The sequence below is a fragment of the Sorangium sp. So ce385 genome (assembly GCF_051474135.1).
Lineage (GTDB): Bacteria > Myxococcota_A > Polyangia > Polyangiales > Polyangiaceae > Sorangium > Sorangium cellulosum_D.
The window spans coordinates 654,925-673,918 of record NZ_CP150337.1; the positions used below are offsets into that span (position 1 = coordinate 654,925).

General features: G+C 74.0%; 8 protein-coding genes and 1 riboswitch. Of the genes, 1 reads left to right on the top strand and 7 read right to left on the bottom strand.

Annotated features, from left to right (window positions below; translation table 11 throughout):
* The 7 genes from WME83_RS02505 to WME83_RS02535 all read right to left on the bottom strand — a co-directional run bounded on the left by WME83_RS02505 (position 1) and on the right by WME83_RS02535 (position 7,526).
* A complete protein-coding gene (locus WME83_RS02505; RefSeq protein WP_437317662.1) occupies positions 1-1,188 on the bottom strand; it encodes a CbiX/SirB N-terminal domain-containing protein in 1,188 nt (395 codons plus the stop codon).
* Complete coding sequence (locus WME83_RS02510; RefSeq protein WP_437317663.1) at positions 1,164-2,000, bottom strand: energy-coupling factor ABC transporter ATP-binding protein; 837 nt, start codon at positions 1,998-2,000, stop codon at positions 1,164-1,166. Before WME83_RS02510 ends, WME83_RS02505 begins: the two co-directional genes overlap by 25 nt.
* Positions 1,997-2,746: a CbiQ family ECF transporter T component gene (locus WME83_RS02515; RefSeq protein WP_437317664.1), complete on the bottom strand. Its 750-nt coding sequence runs from the start codon at positions 2,744-2,746 to the stop codon at positions 1,997-1,999. Before WME83_RS02515 ends, WME83_RS02510 begins: the two co-directional genes overlap by 4 nt.
* Positions 2,736-3,035: a hypothetical protein gene (locus tag WME83_RS02520; RefSeq protein ID WP_437317665.1), complete on the bottom strand. Its 300-nt coding sequence runs from the start codon at positions 3,033-3,035 to the stop codon at positions 2,736-2,738. The genes WME83_RS02515 and WME83_RS02520 overlap by 11 nt, the downstream gene beginning before the upstream one ends.
* Complete coding sequence (locus WME83_RS02525) at positions 3,032-3,709, bottom strand: energy-coupling factor ABC transporter permease (RefSeq protein ID WP_437322150.1); 678 nt, start codon at positions 3,707-3,709, stop codon at positions 3,032-3,034. Before WME83_RS02525 ends, WME83_RS02520 begins: the two co-directional genes overlap by 4 nt.
* 134 nt (positions 3,710-3,843) lie before the next feature.
* Positions 3,844-4,047, bottom strand: a riboswitch (cobalamin riboswitch).
* Positions 4,048-5,283: 1,236 nt separating this feature from the next.
* On the bottom strand, positions 5,284-6,105 hold the full coding sequence (locus WME83_RS02530; RefSeq protein ID WP_437317666.1) for an enoyl-CoA hydratase/isomerase family protein: 822 nt from the start codon (positions 6,103-6,105) through the stop codon (positions 5,284-5,286).
* A gap of 530 nt (positions 6,106-6,635) precedes the next feature.
* A complete protein-coding gene (locus WME83_RS02535; protein WP_129572785.1) occupies positions 6,636-7,526 on the bottom strand; it encodes a 3-hydroxyacyl-CoA dehydrogenase family protein in 891 nt (296 codons plus the stop codon).
* Between the two features lie 234 nt (positions 7,527-7,760).
* On the opposite strand from WME83_RS02535, the gene WME83_RS02540 reads away from it, so the two are divergent.
* Positions 7,761-18,980, top strand: coding sequence for a tetratricopeptide repeat protein (locus WME83_RS02540; protein WP_437317667.1), 11,220 nt, complete (start codon positions 7,761-7,763; stop codon positions 18,978-18,980).
* Positions 18,981-18,994 lie beyond the last annotated feature (14 nt).

The following is an 18,994-nucleotide window of genomic DNA, read 5'->3' on the forward strand; positions in this document are numbered from 1 at the left end:
TCACTGCATGATGTCGTCGACGAGCCGCGCCACCAGCCGGTCGCCGAGCAGGTGCTCCTCCACGAGGTCCTTCGCGTCCTCCTCGCGGACGCCGCGGTACCACACGCCGTCCGGGTAGACGGCGACCGTCGGCCCCTCGCCGCAGCGCCCCATGCACGACGTCTTCGTCACGCGGATCAGCTGCTGCTGGCCGGCCTGCTTCACGCGGCGGCGCAGCGACTCGAGCAGCGCCAGGCTGCCGCGGTCCACGCAGTCGGCGTTGCCGCAGACGAGCACGTGCTTGCGCAGCGGGCGGTGCGCGTGCGGGTGGTTCGACGCCTGCGTGTGCGTCAGCGTGTGGCGCACGCTGTAGAGCATCGCCTTGAGCCCGCCGACCTCCCGGGCGAGCCCGGGCAGGGCCGTGCGGTACATGCACGTGTCGCAGGGGAGGGGAGACTCGCCGGCGAGCGCCTGGCGCGCGCGCTCGTCGATCAGCCCCGAGAGCGCGCTCGACCGGCCGAGGTGGGGCGCGAGCGACGCGCGGATCCACGGGTACGTCGACGCGAAGCGGTCGACCTGCTCGGCGAGCTTCGTCATGAGCCGGCCGGCGAAGAGGAAGTAGGGGACGACGACGACGCGCTCGGGCCGCTGGCGCGCGACGCGCTCCAGCGTCTCCTCGACCGAGGGTCGCGTGACGCCGATGAAGGTCGGCTCGACGAGGAGCAGCCCCCGGCCCTCGCCGATGAGGCGCGTCATCTTGCAGAAATCGCCGTTCGCGTCCGGATCGCTGGACCCGCGCCCCACGACGACGAGCGCCGTCCGGGCGCGCGCCGCCGGGTCGTCCGGCAGCGCGGACGCGGCGCGCTCGAAGGCGAGCTCCGCGAGCGCCGGGTGCACGCCGAGGTGCCGCGCCGCCGAGAAGCGCACGCCCGGGTGCGCCGCCCGCGCCTGCTCGAGCGCCAGGGGGATGTCGTTCTTCACGTGCCCGGCCGCGAACAGGAACAGCGGCACGACCGCCACCCGGGACACCCGCGCCGCGAGCGCCGCGAGCGCGTCGGCGAGGTACGGCGTCGCGAGCTCGATGTAGCCGTGCTGCACCACGAGCGCGGGCCGCGACGCGCCGTAATCGGCCACGAGCGCCTCGAACTCGGCGTTCGACGCGGCGTCGCGGCTGCCGTGGCCGATCAGCAGGAGCCCTTGGTCATGCATGCGAGCGCCTCCTCCAGGGTGAGCGGGAGCCCCGCGCGGCCGCGCGGGTCGATCGATTCGGCCGGGCTCATCCGGGTCCAGAGCTCCGCGACCCACGGCCGCCGGAGCCGCGCCCGCGCGAGCAGCTCGCCGGCCGCGAACACCTCCCGCGGCGGCCCGTCCGCGAGCACCTGCCCGTCGCCGAGCAGCACCGCGCGCGTCGCGAAGAGCGGCACGAGGTCGACCGCGTGCGTCGCGGCGACCAGCGTCGTCCCCTGCTGCTCCGAGAGCGCGCGCAGCGTCCGGCACAGGGAGAGCTCGCCCTCCGGGTCGAGCCCCGCGGTCGGCTCGTCGAGCAGGAGCACGCGCGGCTGCATCGCGAGCATCCCGGCGATGCACGCGCGCTTGCGCTCGCCGAAGCTCAGCGCCTCGATGGCGCGGCCGGCGAGGTGCGCGATCTGCACGGCCGAGAGCGCCGCCTCGGCGCGGCGCCGCGCCTCGGGCGCGGGCAGGCCGAGGTTCCGCGGGCCGAACAGGACGTCGTCGAGGAGCGTCGCGCCGAGCAGCTGGTCGTCCGGGTCCTGGAGCACGAGCGCGGCGCCCGCGGCCACGGCGTCCGAGGGCGAGCCCACGCGGCGGCCGGAGATCTCGACGCTGCCGCCGGGCGCGGGGAGGAGCCCGACGAGCGTCCGGAGCAGCGCGGTCTTGCCGGCGCCGTTGCCGCCGAGCACCGCCACGGACTCGCCCTCGGCGACGTCGAGGCGCACGTCGCGCAGCGCGGGCTCGGCGCCGCGGTAGCCGACCCGGGGGGCGCGGAGGGCGATCGCGCTCATCCCGCCGCTCCGGCGGCGACGCTGAGCCCGAGGGCCGCGAGGGCGAGGGCGGCGAACGCGAGGTTCGCGGCGGGCGCGCTCGGCCGACGGTCGGCGACGGGGAGCTCCCCCCGGTAGCCGCGGAGCTGCATGGCGACGGCGGCGTGCTCGGAGCGCTCCAGGGTCCGGAGCGCCACGACGCCCGCGACGGCGCCGGCCGAGCGCGCGGCGGCGACCGGGCGCGCGAACCCGCCGCGGAGCGCGGCGGCGCTCCACGCGCTGTCGGCGGCGCGCTGGAGCACGCCGGCGAAGCGGCGCGCGAGCGCGAGCAGCTCGACGAGGGCCGCGGGCGCGCCGAGCCCGGCGAGCGCCGCCTCGATCTCGGCCGGCGCGGCGGCGCTCGAGAGCCACCGGAGCACCGCGGCGGCCGCGAGGACGCGCGCGGCGATGGCCGCGGCGCGGCGGGCGCCGTCGCGCGCGATCGCGTCGAGCGGGAACGGCGCGCCCGCGAGGAGCGGCTCGCCCGGGGTGAGCGCGAGCGCGAGGGCCGCGGCGAGCCCGCCGATCCACGCGGCGGGCGCGAAGGCGCGGAGGATGGCGCCGGCGGTCATGCCCTGGAGGGCGAGGGCCGCGCACGCGACGGCGAGCAGCGCGGCCGGCGTCCAGGGCGAGCGCGCGCCCGCGGCGACGCAGCACGCGGCCACGGCGGCCCCGAGGCGGAGCCGGGGATCGACGTCGCGGAGCCGCGCGGGGGGGTCAATCCGCACGGAGCCCGTCGCCGCCCGGCTTGCCGGCGGGCTGGCCGGCGCGCTCCACGAAGAGCACGCGCGAGAAGTAGCCCAGGGCGAAGCCGGAGAGGAGCCCTGCCCAGAGGAACGCGAAGAGCAGGAGGTCGCCCTCGAGGCCTGCGAACAGCGGCCCCGTGTCGTGGCGGCCGGCGTCCTCGGCGACGCGGCGGACGACGGCCTCGTCGACCCCGTCCCACGAGGCGTTGCCGCAGGCGGCGAGCCAGAGCGCGGCGGCGGCGAGCAGCGCGCGCGGCGCGACCCGCGTCACGACGCCCCCGCCGCGAGCGGGACGACCTGGAGCCGATCGAGGATGTCGGGCCGCCGGGCGCGCAGGAAGACGAGCGCTCCCGCGGTCATGGCGCCCTCGAGGAGGCCGAGCGGCAGCTGGGTGGGGACGAAGGCGAGGGCGACGCCGGTGAACATGGATGCCACCGACCCGTCGCCCGCGAGCCCGAGCGCGAGCTCGAGCGCCGTGGTCGCGTACGTGGCCCAGTCGGACGTCACGCCGGCCAGGAACCCCGCGACCCAGAGGCTCGCGCCGCAGCGCCGCGCGAGCCGGAAGACGAGGTATCCGGTGAACGCGCCTGCGATGCCCATCGACGCGACGTCGGCGCCGAGCGTGGTGAGCCCGCCGTGCGCGAGGAAGAGGGCCTGGATGAGGAGCGCCACCACGGTGACGAGGACGGTCATCCAGGGGCCGATGAGCACCGCGGCGAGCCCGGTGCCGCACGGGTGGGAGCAGGTCCCTGCGGTCGGCACCGGCACGGGCATGCACGAGATGGCGAAGACGGCGGCGGCGACGAGGCCGACGAACGGCTTATAGAAGGCGTCGTCCCGGGTGCGGCGCCGGAGCAGGTGGAGGGCGACGGCGACGAAGGGCAGGGCGAGCGCGTTCCAGACCGCGCACCAGCCGAGCGGCAGGACGCCCTCCGCGAGGTGCATCGCGGCCGCGGGCCGGGGCGCGAGCAGCGTCGCGAGGAGCACGGCCGCGATGGATACAGCGCGGCCGGGAAGACCGATTTCGGCGCTCCGGGTGAAGTCCGCACCCGAACGCCACGAAGACGTGCGCAAGCTGCACCTCGTGGGGGGCTCGGGTAGGTCTCCCGGCTCATGGGTTCAGGGGGCCTTTCGGGCTCCCAGCGCCGCGTCCACCTTCCCAGGCCTCTTCAGAGGCCCAGTGGTCTTCGGAGGCGGCTCCCCACTCACGGTGGCGGTACCGCGCCGGTTTCGCACCGGCTTCCCTGTTATGCCCAGAGGGCACCCGAGGTGTGGATTGTCAGATGGATGCTCGGTAGTCCCGTTTCGCGCCCGGCGTCAAGGACGTCGCGCCGCGGCCGCGGGGCAGGCGCTCGTCCTGCGGCGGCTGCCCCGCGGCGCGCTGGCGCGTTCGCGGCGGCCGTCTCGCGGCGCGCGCCGGCGCGTTCGCGGCGGCCGTCTCGCGGCGCGCGCCGGCGCGTTCGCGGCGGCCGTCAGGCGGCGCGCGCGGGCGCGTTCGCGGCGGCCGTCAGGCGGCGCGCGCTGGCGCGTTCGCGGCGGCCGTCAGGCGGCGCGCGCCGGCGCGTTCGCGGCGGCCGTCAGGCGGCGCGCGCTGGCGCGTCTCACGCCGGACCGAGCTCGGTGACGATCCGCGCGCGCGGGCTACCGCCGCGGGCGGTCCAGTGCGTCGCGGGCCACCGAGCGCCCGGCGTCCGGAGGTCCGGCGCGGCGGGGGGCCGTGCTGTACCGCGCCCGGCCTCGTGGCATTGCGAGCGGCCGATCCGCCGCTGCCGCGGTGTCCACCGCGCGTGGCGCCGCCCCAATCGAATCGACAGGCTGCGCTGCGCGCGCTCGCGCCCTCCGGTCGCAACGCGGCGTCCGCGAAATTGACCGAGACGCACGCGGACAAGCTTCCTCGAAAAAGCTGCAAGCGATGTGCTTCTGTAGTTAAAGTCTCTTTACTTGTTCATCCCGGGATCGCCGCTCGCCCCCGGGTGCCCGCTCGGAGCGTGCGCCGCCCCGCGCGTGCGGCGCACGTTCCGGTGATTTTCTCGCCGCAGTGTGCTTTGTTCGTCCTGGCTCTTTACTTGTGAGCAAGTGTTCCGTGCCTGGCTCGCTTCGTCGCTGAGCCTGGCGTGAAGGGGCGGCGGGCTCTCGTGTTCTCTTTTCGAGGGCGCGGCGAGCGACTCCGCCGGACGCTGCTCCGGCGCGGGTATGCCCGGCTCGGACGCGCATTCGCGGAAATCGGCGGCGTGCGCGCTGCGCTGTCACCTGGCTGTCATCGTGCCGGTAGCAATTCGCTCATCGCGTGCAGCGGTTGCACTTTGTTATCGACAACCTGCTTCCGGGTGCCACACTCCGATCACCGCATGCGCACCGGCGCGGTTTCCCCCCCCGGCCCGGAGCGCGTGCGGGCTATCTCGAGCACCGCAGCGGACGTTCTCCGCGCCGCTGCGGTTTCCCTACCGCGGTCATGTCTGGCCCCCCTCCAGCATGACACGCGGTCTTTTTTTGGGTCTTCTGGCGCGCTGTTCGAAAACTCACTTTCCTGTGAACGTGGCCTTCGATTTCGCCAGGAACGCTTTCATTCCGAGCTGTTGGTCCTCGCTGCCGAAGAGCGCGGCGAAGGCCTGGGCTTCCAGCTCGTTGGCGGCGGTGAGGTCGAGGCTCTCGCCGCGCAGCAGGACGCGCTTGGCGGCGGCGACGGCGAGCGGCCCGCGCGAGGCGATTTTGAGGGCGGTCTCGCGGGCGCGCGCGAGGAGCTCGGCCGCCGGGAAGACGGCGTTGACGAGGCCGATCGAGAGCGCCTGCTCGGCGGTGATCATGTCGCCTGAATAGATGAGCTCGCGCGCGCGGCCGGGGCCGACCCGCCGCAGCAGCCGCTGCGTGCCGCCGAACCCGGGGATGACGCCCAGGTTCACCTCGGGCTGGCCGAGCTTGGCGCCTTCCGCGGCGTAGATGAAGTCGCAGGCGAGGGCGAGCTCGCAGCCGCCGCCCAGCGCGAAGCCGTTGACCGCGGCGATCACGGGGAACGGGGCGGTCTCGATGAGGTCGGCGAGGCGGTGGCCTGCTTCGGCGAACCGCTTCGCGGCGATGCTGTTCATGGCGGCCATCTCCGCGATATCGGCGCCGGCGACGAACGCCTTGCCGGCGCCGGTGAGCACGGTCGCGCGCACCTCGCTGCCCTGCGCGAGGAGGTCGTGGAAGGCCGCGGTGAGGTCGCCGAGGACGGCGGGGTTCAGGGCGTTGAGCTTGTCGGGCCGCTGGATGGTCACGGTGGCGACGTGGCCGGCGCGCTCGACGGCGACGAACTGGAGGGCACCGCGAGCAGGGACCCCCGGCTGCTGTTCTAGAGCGGTCATGACCGGTGGTTAGCAGCGCCCGGCGCCGGGGGGAAGCGCGCGCCGTGCGCCGGGGAAGGGGGCATTTCGTGCCTGCCTGGGCCCACTGTGCTGAGCCGACGAGCGAGCGATTTCCAGCGGAAGTCACGTGCCCGTTCTGGGACATGGAACGAACTTCAAGTTTCGAGCGGCCCCAGCAATCGCCCCGCGCTGGCGCCTATTCGTCACTTTGATAAGTGCGCCCGGCCCGCGCGCTATCGAGGGGAGTCGCGCAGACAGGCCCTCTTCCGAACCGCAGCGCAGCCCCGCCATCCACCCCGTCCCGCCCTGGAGAGAGCCAGCGGAGGAGGGGGTGCCGCGCGGGGGGCCGGCGGGGTAGGGCCCCACAAACCCGAGCGCCGGCGTGCTCCTTGCGACGCCCTCCGGGACCGACCCACCCATTCCCACGGCAATAGCCCCCCAAAAGGCGCGAGTTTGTGGGAGGGGCCCCCGCCGGCCCCCCGCGCGGCACCCCCTCCTCCGCTGGCTCCGCTGCAGCCGCGCCCCCTCCGCTACACCGCCCGCCCCGTCTTCTGCCCCTTCTCGTCGTACACGTAGAACCCCCGCCCGCTCTTCTTCCCGTACCACCCCGCCGCCACCAGGTTCCGCAGCAGCGTGGGCGCCCGGTATTTCGAGTCCCCGAACTCCCGGTGCAGCACCTCCGCGATCGAGAGCACCGTGTCCAGCCCGATCAGGTCCGCGAGCTCCAGCGGCCCCATCGGGTGGTTCAGCCCGAGCCGCGCCCCCGCGTCGATGTCCTCCGGCGTGGACAGCCCCTCCTGGAGCGCGAAGCACGCCTCGTTCAGGAACGGGATCAGCATCCGGTTCACGATGAACCCCGGCTGGTCCTTCGAGGTGATCACCGTCTTGCCGAGCCCCACCGCGAGCGCCCGGACGGCCTCGTACGTCGCGTCCGACGTCTGCACCCCCCGGACGAGCTCGACCAGCTTCATCAGCGGCACCGGGTTCATGAAGTGCATACCGATGACCAGCTCAGGCCGGCCGGTCACCGCCGCGAGCCGCGTGATCGAGATCGACGACGTGTTCGACGCCAGGATCGCCCCCTTCGGCATCGCCGCGTCCGCGAGCTTGAAGATCCCGCTCTTCACCTCGAAGCTCTCGGTCACCGCCTCCACGGCCAGGTCGACCCCCGACAGGCCGGCGATGCCGTCCGCGACCGCCACGCGGCCGAGGAGCGCCTCGCGCGCCTCCGCGGCCATCTTGCCCTTCTCCACCTGCTTCGCGAGGATGGCGGCGATCTGGGCCTTGCCCGACTCCGCCAGCGCCCTCGAGACGTCGCACAGGACCACCTCGAGGCCCGCGGCCGCGGCGACCTGGGCGATGCCTCGCCCCATCTGGCCCGCGCCGATCACCCCGAAGCGCTTGATCGTCGTAGCTTCCATGGCCGCGGTTGATACCCGAAGCCGAGGGCGCGGTGAACCGCCCATGCCGACGGCCCGCCCGCTGGCCGTCCCCGCAGCAGAAGCACGCGAAAGCTCCGCCCTCGCTTCCCGACCCGCGGGGGCGAGGAACCTTGAAACCGTGTCGGCCGCCCGGCTATCTTCGCCCGGCCCGTGAACGGACCGGACCGATCTCGCGAGGTCCGCGGAGAGACGATGAGCGTTGAGACGATTCGGATGGCCCTTGGGCGCCTGCAGGATGAGCCCGAAAACGAGGCGGCCTGGAACGAGCTCGCGGAGGCCGTGACCGCTCCGAACAACGGCGCGGGCGCCGGGGACGTCGAGCGCTTGCTCGGCGCCGCCCGCGCGCGGCACGAGCAGCGGCGCGAGTGGCAGGCCGTCGCCCGCCTCCTCGAGCTGGAGATCGCGCTCGCCGCCGGCAGCCCGGTCGAGGGCGCGATGCAGGCGGAGCTCGCCCGCGTCTACCACGAGGAGCTCATCGACGTGGACCGCGCGGCGGCCGCCTACAAGCGGCTGCTCGAGCTGCGCCCCGACGACGACACCGCCGCCGAGGCCCTCGAGACCGACGCCTCGAAGCGCGAGCGGTGGCGCGACCTCGTGGACCGCTACGTGGCCGAGGCCGAGGCCGCCACGGACGGCGCCTTCAAGAGCGCGCTCTATACGAGCGCGGCCGACATCGGCTACCGCTACGGCCGCGCCGAGCTCGGCGAGAAGGTGCCCGAGCTCATCGATCTCGCCCTCAAGCTCGACCCGAAGAACCGCCGCGCCGCCAACCTCGCCGAGATCGCCTTCGCCGCCGCGGGCGACTGGGAAGCCGTCGTCCGCGTCCAGTCGCTCGTCAAGGCCGAGGCCCAGGCCAAGGAGGACCGCATCGCGGCGGGCCTCCGCTCGGCGCGCACGATCAAGACCCACCTCAATGACCCGGCCCGCGCGGTCGCGGCCTACGAGGAGGTGCTCGACCTCTCGCCCGGCCAGCCCGAGGCGCTCTCGTTCCTGGCCGAGGCGTACTCCGCCGCGGGCGACTGGGATCGCCTCGTCGCGCTCTACGAGGACCAGCTCCGCAGCGGCGGCGTGAAGCCCGGCGAGGAGCTCGGCATGCTCGTGCAGATCGCCATGGTCCACTGGCGCATGCGCGGCCAGCCCCAGGCGGCCGAGCCCTATTTCGATCGCGTGCGGCGCGCCGACGCGGCGCACGCCGGCATGCTCAACTTCTACCGCGAGGTCCTGGAGCAGCGCGGCGACAAGCCGCGGCTCACGACCATCCTCACGGACGCGCAGCGCGCCCTGCCCGACGGCCCCGAGAAGCGCGCCATCGCCACCGAGCTCGCGCGGCTCGCCGAGTCGCAGGAGAACGCCGCCAAGGCGATCGAGCAGTACAAGTCCGTGCTCCGGACCGATCCGGAGAACCGCCAGGCGCGCGACGCCCTGAAGCGCCTCTACCTGCAGACTGAGGGGTACAACGCCCTCGTCGAGCTCTACCGGCAGGACCTCGAGCGCACGCCCGCCGACGACGTCGCCGGCAGGGTCGCCGTGCTCCGCGAGATCGCCGGGATCTACCGCGACCGCGCCAAGAACGACGCGGCGCTCGTCACCGTCCTCACCCAGATCGTCCAGCTCGACGACAAGGACGTGGACGCCGTGCGGGAGCTCACCCGCATCTACGAGGCGCTCGGCCGCTGGCGCGACCTGCTCTCGTACCAGCAGCGCCTCGCCGAGCTGACCGAGAGCCGCGCCGAGAAGGCGGGGCTCTACCGCGCGGTCGCGCGGCGCTGGTTCGACCAGTTCTCGAACGTGCAGAACGCCATCGCGGCGTACGAGGCGCTGCTCACCGTCGAGCCGATCGACGAGGAGGCGCAGCAGAAGCTCCGCGAGCTCTACCTGAAGCGGCGCGCGTGGCCGCAGCTCTACTCGCTCTACGAGCGCAAGCTCGAGAGCGCCGAGGGCGCCGCGAAGATCGAGCTCCTCGGCGAGATGGCCAAGCTCGCGGCCGAGCGGCTCGATCGCGGCGCGGACGCGATCGCGCTCCAGAAGCGGATCCTCGAGCTCGACCCGAGCGCCCCCGGGGTGCTCGACGCGCTGGAGAAGCAGGCCGAGCGCGAGAAGGACTTCGCCACGGTCGCCGAGGTGCTCGAGCGGCGCGTCGACCTCGCGGCCGACGACGCGGCGCGGCTCGTCTCGCTGCAGAAGCTCGGGGCCGTGTACGCCGAGCGCCTCAAGGACCCGGCCCAGGCGGCGCGGACGTGGCGGCGGGTGCTCACGCTCTCGCCGGGGCACGCGCGCGCGCTCCGCGTCCTGCGCGACGCGTATTTCGCCGCGGGCGACTGGGACGGGCTCGAGGAGCTCTACGCCTCGCAGAACGACTGGGAGGGCCTCGTCGACTTCCTCTCGGGCGCGGCGGACAAGGCGACCGACCCCACGACGAAGCTCGACATCTCCTTCCGCGCGGCGCGGATCTTCGAGGAGCAGCTCAAGGCGCCCGAGCGCGCGGCGCGCTCGTACGAGCGCGTGCTCAGCGTCTCGCCGAAGGACGCGCGCGCCGCGGCGGCGCTCGTGCCGATCTACGAGGAGGAGGAGAAGTGGGCCCGGCTGCCGGCGCTCTACGAGATCCTCCTCGACGCGACCGACGACGCCGAGGCGCAGGTCGGCATGCTGCGCAAGCTCGCGGCGGTGACGGGCGGCCCGCTCTCGGACAAGGCGAGCGCGCTCGGCTACGCGCGCCGCGCCTACGAGCTCAAGCCCGACGAGGAGGGGCTCGACCTGCTCGAGGCCTGGTCGCGGGCGGCGGGCTCCTGGGCGCCGTTCGTCGAGGCGGTCGAGGGCCGGCTCCGGACGGCGACCGACCTCACGACCGACGTCCAGCGCACGCTCCGGCTGAAGCTCGCCGAGGTCTACGCGCGCGAGATGGGTAAGCTCGACGAGGCGGTGATCGTCTACCGCGGCCTCGTCGAGGACGACCCGTCCGACGACGCCACGGTGAGGGCGCTCGACGCGCTCCTCCGCGCGAACGAGCGGCAGGCGGACCTCCGGTGGCTGTTCGAGCTCCGGGCGAGCCAGGTCGGGGGCGAGGATCGCGCCGAGATCCTCGAGGAGTGGGCGACGCTCGAGGAGGAGGTCTTCGGCGACCCGGCGAAGGCGATCGAGCTTCTGCGCAAGGTCATCGCGCTCGCGCCCGGGCGCATCAACGCGCTCCGGGTGCTCTCGCGGCTCCTGAACGCCGCGGGCGAGTACGAGGCGGCGGCCGAGATCGTGGCCACGCACCGCGACGTCAGCGAGGGCGACGAGCGGGCGCGGCGCGAGATCGAGCTCGCGACGCTCTACCTCGACCGGCTGGACCGGCCCACGGACGCGTTCGAGGCGGCGGTGCGCGCGCTCGAGCTGACGGCGCACGACCCGGACGCGATCGCCGTGCTCTCGCGGCTCGTCGAGCGCCCGGAGACGCGCGTGCGCGCGGCCCGGGTGCTCGCCGTCGAGTACGCCGAGACGGGCAACCACCGGCGCGAGGCCATGGCCCTGCGGGTGATCCTCGAGGCGGAGCGCGACCCGGAGCGCCGGCGGGAGCTCTACCTCACGCTCGCGAACGTCGAGGAGACGAAGCTGCACGCGGCGGGGACGGCGTTCGACGCGCTGCTCCGGGCGCTGCACGAGTTCTCGGACGACATCGAGCTCTGGGACCGCGCCGCGGAGCTGTCGCGCCGCGCCGGCCGCCCGACCGACCTCGCGGAGGCCTACCGCGTGCACCTCGTCGCGGGGCGCACCGAGGGCGACAAGGTGCTCGGCAGCTCCGTGGAGGTCGAGCTCTGCGAGCGCGCGGCGAGCCTGCACGACGAGCAGCTCGGCGACCCGGAGGGCGCGAAGCCCTACCTGGAGCGGGTGCTGAGCCTCGACCCGAACAACCACCGCGCCTTCGAGCGGCTGAAGCAGATCCTGACCGCGGCCGAGCGCTGGGGCGAGCTCGAGGAGCTCTACGACCGCGCCGCCAAGGGCACGACCGACCAGAGCGAGCGCATCGAGCTGCTCAACGAGGTGGCGCTGATCGCCGAGGAGATCATCGGCGACGCGGCCAAGGCGATCGGCTACTACGAGCGCATCCTCGAGCTCGATCCGTTCTACACGGCGGCGCTCGACTCGCTGGAGAAGCTCTACGAGCGCGAGGGGCGCTTCCGCGACCTCGCGGCGCTCCTCGAGCAGCGCCTGAAGACGGCGACCGAGTCCGAGAGCGTGGAGATGAAGCTGTCGCTCGGCAGCATCTACCTCGACCGGCTGCACGAGCCGGAGGGGTCGCTCGGGCACCTCGAGGACGTGCTCCGGATCCGGCAGAACGACCCGAAGGCGCGCGAGCTCGTCGAGCGGCTGCTCGACATCGGGGCGCTCCGGCTCCGGGCGGCGCGCGTGCTCGAGGCGGTGTACGAGGCGCGGGACGAGATCCGGCAGCTCGTGCGGGTCCTCGAGATCCGGCGCCAGGGCGCGGAGACCGAGTCCGAGCAGCGCGAGCTGCTCCGCCGCGTGAGCGTGCTCCAGGACGAGCGGCTCAAGGACGACGCCGGCGCGTTCGCCAGCCTGTCGGAGCTCCTGCCGCTCGAGCCGGAGGACCTCGCGGCGCGCGAGCGGCTCATCGAGATCGGCCGGCGCCTCGGCGAGCACGAGCAGGTGGCCGAGGTGCTCACGGCGGCCGCGGACGCGTGCGGGACGGCGTCCATCCGCGGCGAGATCCTCATGGAGGTCGCGAGGATCTGCGAGGATCTCCTCGGCGACGCCGACCGGGCCGAGAAGGTCTACCGGCGCGTGCTCTCCATCGATCCGACCGACCCCTCGCTGGTGATCCCGGCGGCGCAGGCGCTCGGCCGCATCTACGCGGCGAAGGAGGAGCACCAGGCGCTCGCGGGCGTGCTCGCGATCGAGGTGCGCCTCGAGGAGGACGCCGACACGCGGCGGTCGCTCTACGAGCGCATCGGCACGCTGTACGAGACGGTGCTCGACGACCCGGCCAAGGCGATCGAGGCGTGGCAGGCGCGGCTCGGCGACGACAGCGCCGACGCGGCGGCGCTCGCGGCGCTCGAGCGGCTCTACGAGCGGACGTCGCAGTGGCGCGAGCTCGTCTCCGTGCTCCGGGCGCGGGAGCAGTCGACCACCGAGCCGGAGGAGCGGCGGCGCGCCATGACCAAGGCGGCCGAGACGCTCGCGCAGCGGCTCGCCGACGTGCCCGAGGCGATCAACGCGTGGCGCGCGGTGCTCGACGAGTTCGGGCCCGAGCGCTCGACCCTCGCGGCCCTCGAGGCGCTCTACGAGCTCGACGAGCGCTGGGTCGACCTCGCCGACACGCTGGAGACGGACCTGTCGCTCGCGGTGGAGACGCCCGCCCGGCTCGACCTGCTCGCGCGGCTCGGCGACGTGCGGCGGCTGCACCAGGGCGACGCGGCGGGGGCGCTCGAGGCGTACCGCCAGGCGCTCTCGCTCGACCCGTCGAACGCGCGCTGCCGCGCGGCCCTCGAGGCGATGCTCGAGCGGGACGACGCGCGCCGGGACGCGGCCGAGACGCTCGAGCCGCTCTACGAGGCGGACGGCGACGCCGAGCGCCTCCTCCGGGTCCTCGAGATCAAGGTCGAGACCTCGGATCTGCCGAGCGAGCGGCTCGCCACGCTGCAGAAGGCGCTCCGCACGGCCGAGGGGCCGCTCGGCGACACGTCGCGGGCGTTCGGCTACGCGCTCCGCGGCGTGCGCGAGGCGGCGGGCGAGCCCGACGTGACGACCTGGATCGAGACGGTCGAGCGGCTGGGCGAGGCCACCGGGCGCTGGGCCGAGGTGTGCGAGCTGTTCCAGCGCATCGCGCCGGACATCCTCGACGGCGACGTGCAGCAGAACGTCCGGCTCCGGGTCGGCGAGCTCGCGCGGCACAAGCTCGACAACCGCGAGCTCGCGGTCGAGCAGTACAAGAAGGCGCTCGAAGCCCGCGGCGACGATCGGCGGGCGATGATCGCGCTGGAGGAGCTCTACGGCGAGGCGAACGACGCCGGACGGCTGCTCGAGATCCTGAAGCTCCGGGTCGAGAACGCCGAGAGCGACGAGGAGAAGACGGGGCTGCTCTTCCGGATCGCCGAGCTCGAGCGGGGCCCGCTCGGGGACCAGGCGGGCGCGATCGCGACCTACGAGACGATCCTCGACATCGCGCTCCACCCGGACGCGATCGCGGCGCTCGACAGCCTCTACCGCGAGGCGGGGCGCTTCCAGGACCTCATCCGGCTCTACGAGCGGCAGCTCGACGTGCGCGCCGGCGATCTCGCCGAGCTGCACGTCAAGATCGCGCTCGTCGCGCACCGGCACACCGAGGACCTGCAGCGCGCGTTCGACGAGCTCTCCGAGGCGCTGCTCATCGATCCGGCGCACGAGGGCGCCGTCGCGCTGCTCGAGACGATCCTCGCGGGCTCGGCCGAGGCCGAGCACCGGGCGCGCGCCGGCGAGATGCTCGAGCCGGTGTACCTGCGCCGGGCGGACTGGAACCGGGTGCGGGTCGCGCTCGAGGCGCGCCTCGCCGCGAGCCAGGACCCGGTCGAGCGCCGCGACCTCCTCCAGCGGCTCGCGACGCTGCACGAGGAGCAGCTCGAGGACTACCGCGCGGCCCTGGAGACGGTGGCGAAGCTCCTCCACGAGGACCTCACCGACGAGGGGGTCTGGGCGGAGCTCGAGCGGCTCGCCAAGGTCGCGAGCGCCGAGCGGCGGCTCGCGGAGATCTACGCGACGGAGCTCGGCGAGCTCACCTCGGACGACGCGTCGAGCGCGAAGCTCAGCCGGCGCACCGGCGAGCTCTACGCCGAGCTCGGCGACGTGGCCGACGCGCTGAAGTGGTACCGGCGCGCGCACGAGTTCGAGCCGGACTCGCGCGAGCTGTTCGACGCGATCGACGGGCTGCTCATCAAGGAGGGCCGCCACGCCGAGCGCATCCAGCTCTACCGCGCCGCGCTCGACTACCGGAAGGACGAGGACCGGCTCGACGCCCTGCACACGATCGCGCGCCTGGAGCGGACGGAGCTCCGCGAGCCCGCGCTCGCGATCGAGACGTACCGCGCGGCGCTCGACGTCGACGAGGACGACGCCCGGGCGCTCGACGCGCTGACCGAGCTCTACCGCGAGCTCGACCGGCCGCGCGACCTCGCCGACCTGTACCTGCGCCGCGCCGAGGCGGCGCCGAACGGCGAGCGGGCGGCGCCCTACCGGCTGGCGCTGGCGGAGCTGCTCCGCACGCGCCTCGAGGACACCGCGGGCGCGATCGACCAGCTCGAGGCGATCGTCGGCGAGGTGCCGACGCACGCCGAGGCGATCCGGGCGCTCGAGGCGCTGATCCAGGACCCGCAGCACAAGGCGCGGATCGTCGAGATCCTGCGGCCGCTCTACGAGGGGGCGGACGACTGGCGGCAGCTCATCCGGCTCAACGAGGAGCGGTTCGGCCTCGCGTCGGACGCGCGCGACAAGGTCGCCGTGCTGCGCGAGACGGCGAAGCTCTGGGAGACGCGGGGGAGCGACGAGCTGCGCGCCTTCGACGCGATCCGGACGGCGTTCAGCCTCGATCCGGACGACGGCGAGACGCGCGGCGAGCTCGAGCGGCTCGCCGAGCAGCTCGGCGCCTGGGAGGAGCTCGCGGAGAGCCTCGAGCAGGGCGTGACCATCACGTCCGACGAGCTCACGAAGCGCGAGCTGCTCTCGTCGTTGGCCAAGGTCTACGACACGCGCATCGACGACCCGCGCCGGGCGCTCCGCGCCTACGCGCGGCTGTCCGCGCTCGACCCGAGCGACCCCGAGCCGCTCGAGCAGATGGACACCCTGGCCGTGCTGCTCAGCGACTGGGACACGCTGATCGCCGTCCTCGAGAAGAAGAGCGAGATGGCGTCGGACGAGGAGAACGCCTCGATCTGCCGGCGCATCGCCGAGACCAAGCTCGAGATGCTCGAGGACACCGAGGGCGCCATCCAGGCGTACGAGCGGGCGCTCGAGCTCGACCCCGAGAGCGCGATGACGATCGACGCGCTCATCGAGCTGCACGAGCCCCGCGGCGCCGCGAGCCGGCTGGTGGAGCTCTACGGCCGCCGCGTCGAGCTCGCGGGCCCCGACGAGGAGGAGCTGCGCTACGACCTCAACGTCCGCGCCGCCGAGCGCTACGAGAAGGACCTCTCGAGCCCGCGCGACGCGATCACGGCGCTCACCGCGGCGCTCGAGGCGAAGCCGGGCGACCCGTCGGTGCTCTCCTCGCTCGAGCGGCTCTACCGGGCCGAGCGGATGTGGGACGAGCTCCTGTCGAACCTCATGCAGCAGGCGAGCGCCGCCGCGGACCGGGACGCGCGCGTCAAGCTGCGGACGGCGATCGGCGACCTCTACGCGCGGGAGCTCGAGAGCCCGAGCGACGCGATCGAGCAGTACCGGCTCGTCCTCGACGAGGATCCGGCGAACGATCACGCGATCCAGGCGGTCCGGGCCATCGGCGAGGGCCGCGAGGAGCTGCGCCTCGACGCGGCCCAGGTGCTCGAGCCCGTCCTCCGCGCGGCCGGCCGCCACGAGGAGCTCGCGGCCGCGCTCGAGCTGCGCCTGCGCGCGCAGACCGAGCCGTCCGACCGGGCCGAGACGCTGCGGGCGATCGCGGCGGTGCAGGACGTGCAGCTCGGTCGGCCGCTCGAGGCGGAGCAGGCGCTGCTCCGCGCCCTGGAGGACGCGCCGGACGACGCGTCGCTGCACGGCGAGATCGAGCGGCTCGCGGAGCGCACCGACGGCTTCGGCCGCTACTGCGACGCGCTCGCGCAGCGGGCCGCGTCGACCTTCGACGCGACGATCGCGAAGGACCTGTTCCTCCGGATCGGCCGCATCGCCGAGGAGAAGCTCAAGGACGACCGGCGCAGCGCCCAGGCCTACGCCAAGGCCGTCGAGCACGCCGGCGACACGCCGGAGCTCCTCGAGGCGCTCGATCGGCTCTACGGCCGCCTCGGCGACGAGAAGGCGCTCGCGGACGTGCTCGAGCGGCGCGTCGCGGTGACGAGCGGCGATCGCGACCAGGCAGATCTCTTCTACCGGCTCGCGGTGATCCAGATCGAGTCGTTCGGCGACAAGGCCCAGGGGCTGAACACCCTGCGGCAGGCGCTCGATCGCGCGGTCGATCACGAGCGGGCGAGCGCCGCGCTCGAGGCGCTCACCGAGGATCCGGCGCTCTTCGACGAGGCGGCCGAGGCGCTCGAGGGCGTCTACCGCACGCGGGGCGACAACGCCGCGCTGGCGCGCCTCTACGAGAAGCGCATCCGCTTCGCGCCGACCGGCGTGGAGCGGATCCGGATGCGCCTCGACCTCGCCAAGGTGCTCGAGGTGCGCTCGAACGACCCGCGGGCGGCGCTGGAGACCCTCGAGAAGGCGCTCGCCGACGACCCGTCGGACCCGGACGTGCTCGGCGAGATCGAGCGCCTCGCCCCGCTGACGGGCGGCTGGGCGAGCGCCGCGGCCGCGCTGGAGCGGGCGGTGCGGGCCGGGGCGGACCTCGACGGCGACACGGCGCGCGACCTCTGGATGCGCATCGCCGAGTGGCAGAAGAACAAGGTGGGCGACGCCAAGGCCGCCGAGGCGGCGTACGAGGCGGCGCTCACGCACGACCCCACGAGCGAGCACATCCTGCGGTCGATCGAGGAGCTGCAGCGGGCCCCCGGGCGCGAGCGCGACCTCATCGGCACGCTCCGCCGGATCGCGGCCCTCGACGGCATGGAGGGGACCGCGGCCGAGCTCCGCCGCGAGGCGAAGGAGCTGGCGGAGCGCGCGCTCGCCGACCGGGAGCTCGTCGAGGCGATCCTGCGCGAGATGATCGCCGCGGACGAGGGCGACACGTGGGCGCTCGCCGAGCTCACGAAGGTGCGCGAGGAGGCGGGCGACCACAAGGAGGTCTTCCGGCTGCTCGTGCGCCAGTCCGAGCTCTACGCCGAGGCCGATCGCATCCGCGACGCGCGGCACGCCGCCGCGGCGGTCGCGCGCGAGAAGCTCGGCGACGACGCGGCGGCGATCGAGCTCTACGAGACGCTCTTCGAGGCGGATCCGGGCGACGCGCGCGCCGCGACCGCGCTGCGCGAGCTCTACGCGAAGGCCGGAAAGCACAAGGAGCTGCTCTCGCTCCTCGAGCGGCTCACCGACCTGGCCGAGTCCCCCGAGGCCCGCTCGGCGCTGCGGCTCGAGAGCGCGGAGATCTGCCTCTCGCGGCTCGACGCGGTGAGCGAGGCGACCGAGCACCTGCGCGCGGTCCTCGACGAGCAGCCCGACAACGAGAAGGCGACGGTCCTGCTCGCGCAGCTGCTCGAGAAGACCGGCCGCGATCAGGAGCTGTCGGATCTGTTCGTCGCGCAGATCGAGCGCGCGAAGGACCGCGGCGACGTCGCGGCGGAGCTCTCGTACAGCGTCCGCCTCGGCGAGGTCTACGAGACCCGGCTGAACGACACGGCCCGGGCGATCGAGACCTACCGCGCGGTCCTCGAGCGCGAGCCGCGCCACCCCGGCGCGCTCCTCGCGCTCGCCCGCCTGCACGAGCAGCGCGGGGAGAAGGCCGAGGCGGCGCAGCGGCTCGAGGTGATCCTCGAGGACGCGAGCGGCCCCGAGGCGGTGAGCACGTCGCTCCGGCTCGCGGATCTGCACCGGTCCCTCGGCGACGAGGGCGCGGTCCGGCGCGTGCTCGAGCGGGGCCTCGCGGCGGACGCGTCGGCGCAGGACATCCGCAAGCAGCTCCTCGCCCTCTACGAGAAGCAGCAGGCCTTCACCGAGCTCGCCGATCTCATCACCGGCGACGCGGAGACGGCGGCGCAGCCGGCCGAGAAGGTGGCGCTCTACCGCAAGGCGGCGGGCATCCACCTGACGAAGCGGAACGACCCCGGCCGCGCCGCGGACCTGCTCGTCAAGGCCACGGAGCTCGTGCCGGGCGATCGCGAGCTCCTGCTCGCGCTGTGCGACGCGTACAGCGCCTCGGGCCGCGGCCAGAAGGCCGCCGAGGCGCTCCAGCAGATCGTCGAGTCCTACGGCGGCCGCCGCTCGAAGGATCTCGCCGCGATCCACCACCGCCTCGCCAAGGCCTACCTGGCCGAGGGGCAGCGGGAGCGCGCGCTCGCCGAGCTCGACACCGCCTTCAAGATCGACCCGGGCTCGATCGCCATCCTCCGCGACCTCGGCGTGCTGGCGCTGGAGCTGTCGGAGTCGGGCGACGACGCGGCCAAGGCGGCGCACATCGACCGCGCGCAGAAGACCTTCCGCGCGCTGCTCCTCCAGAAGCTCGACGACGGCGCGCCGATCAGCAAGGGCGAGGTCTTCTATTACCTCGGCGTGATCAGCCACCGTCAGAACGACGACAAGAAGGCGATCCAGATGCTGGAGCGCGCCATCGACAACGAGAAGGACTTCGCCCCGGCGAAGGAGCTCCTGGCGCAGCTCAAGAAGTGACGTAATCTCGCCGT

Bases quoted from the DNA above. Each gene is read 5' to 3' on its own strand.
- WME83_RS02505 (WP_437317662.1), bottom strand. From the start codon at position 1,188: ATGCATGACCAAGGGCTCCTGCTGATCGGCCACGGCAGCCGCGACGCC.
- WME83_RS02510 (WP_437317663.1), bottom strand. From the start codon at position 2,000: ATGAGCGCGATCGCCCTCCGCGCCCCCCGGGTCGGCTACCGCGGCGCC.
- WME83_RS02525 (WP_437322150.1), bottom strand. From the start codon at position 3,709: ATGCACCTCGCGGAGGGCGTCCTGCCGCTCGGCTGGTGCGCGGTCTGG.
- WME83_RS02530 (WP_437317666.1), bottom strand. From the start codon at position 6,105: ATGACCGCTCTAGAACAGCAGCCGGGGGTCCCTGCTCGCGGTGCCCTC.
- WME83_RS02535 (WP_129572785.1), bottom strand. From the start codon at position 7,526: ATGGAAGCTACGACGATCAAGCGCTTCGGGGTGATCGGCGCGGGCCAG.
- WME83_RS02540 (WP_437317667.1), top strand. From the start codon at position 7,761: ATGGCCCTTGGGCGCCTGCAGGATGAGCCCGAAAACGAGGCGGCCTGG.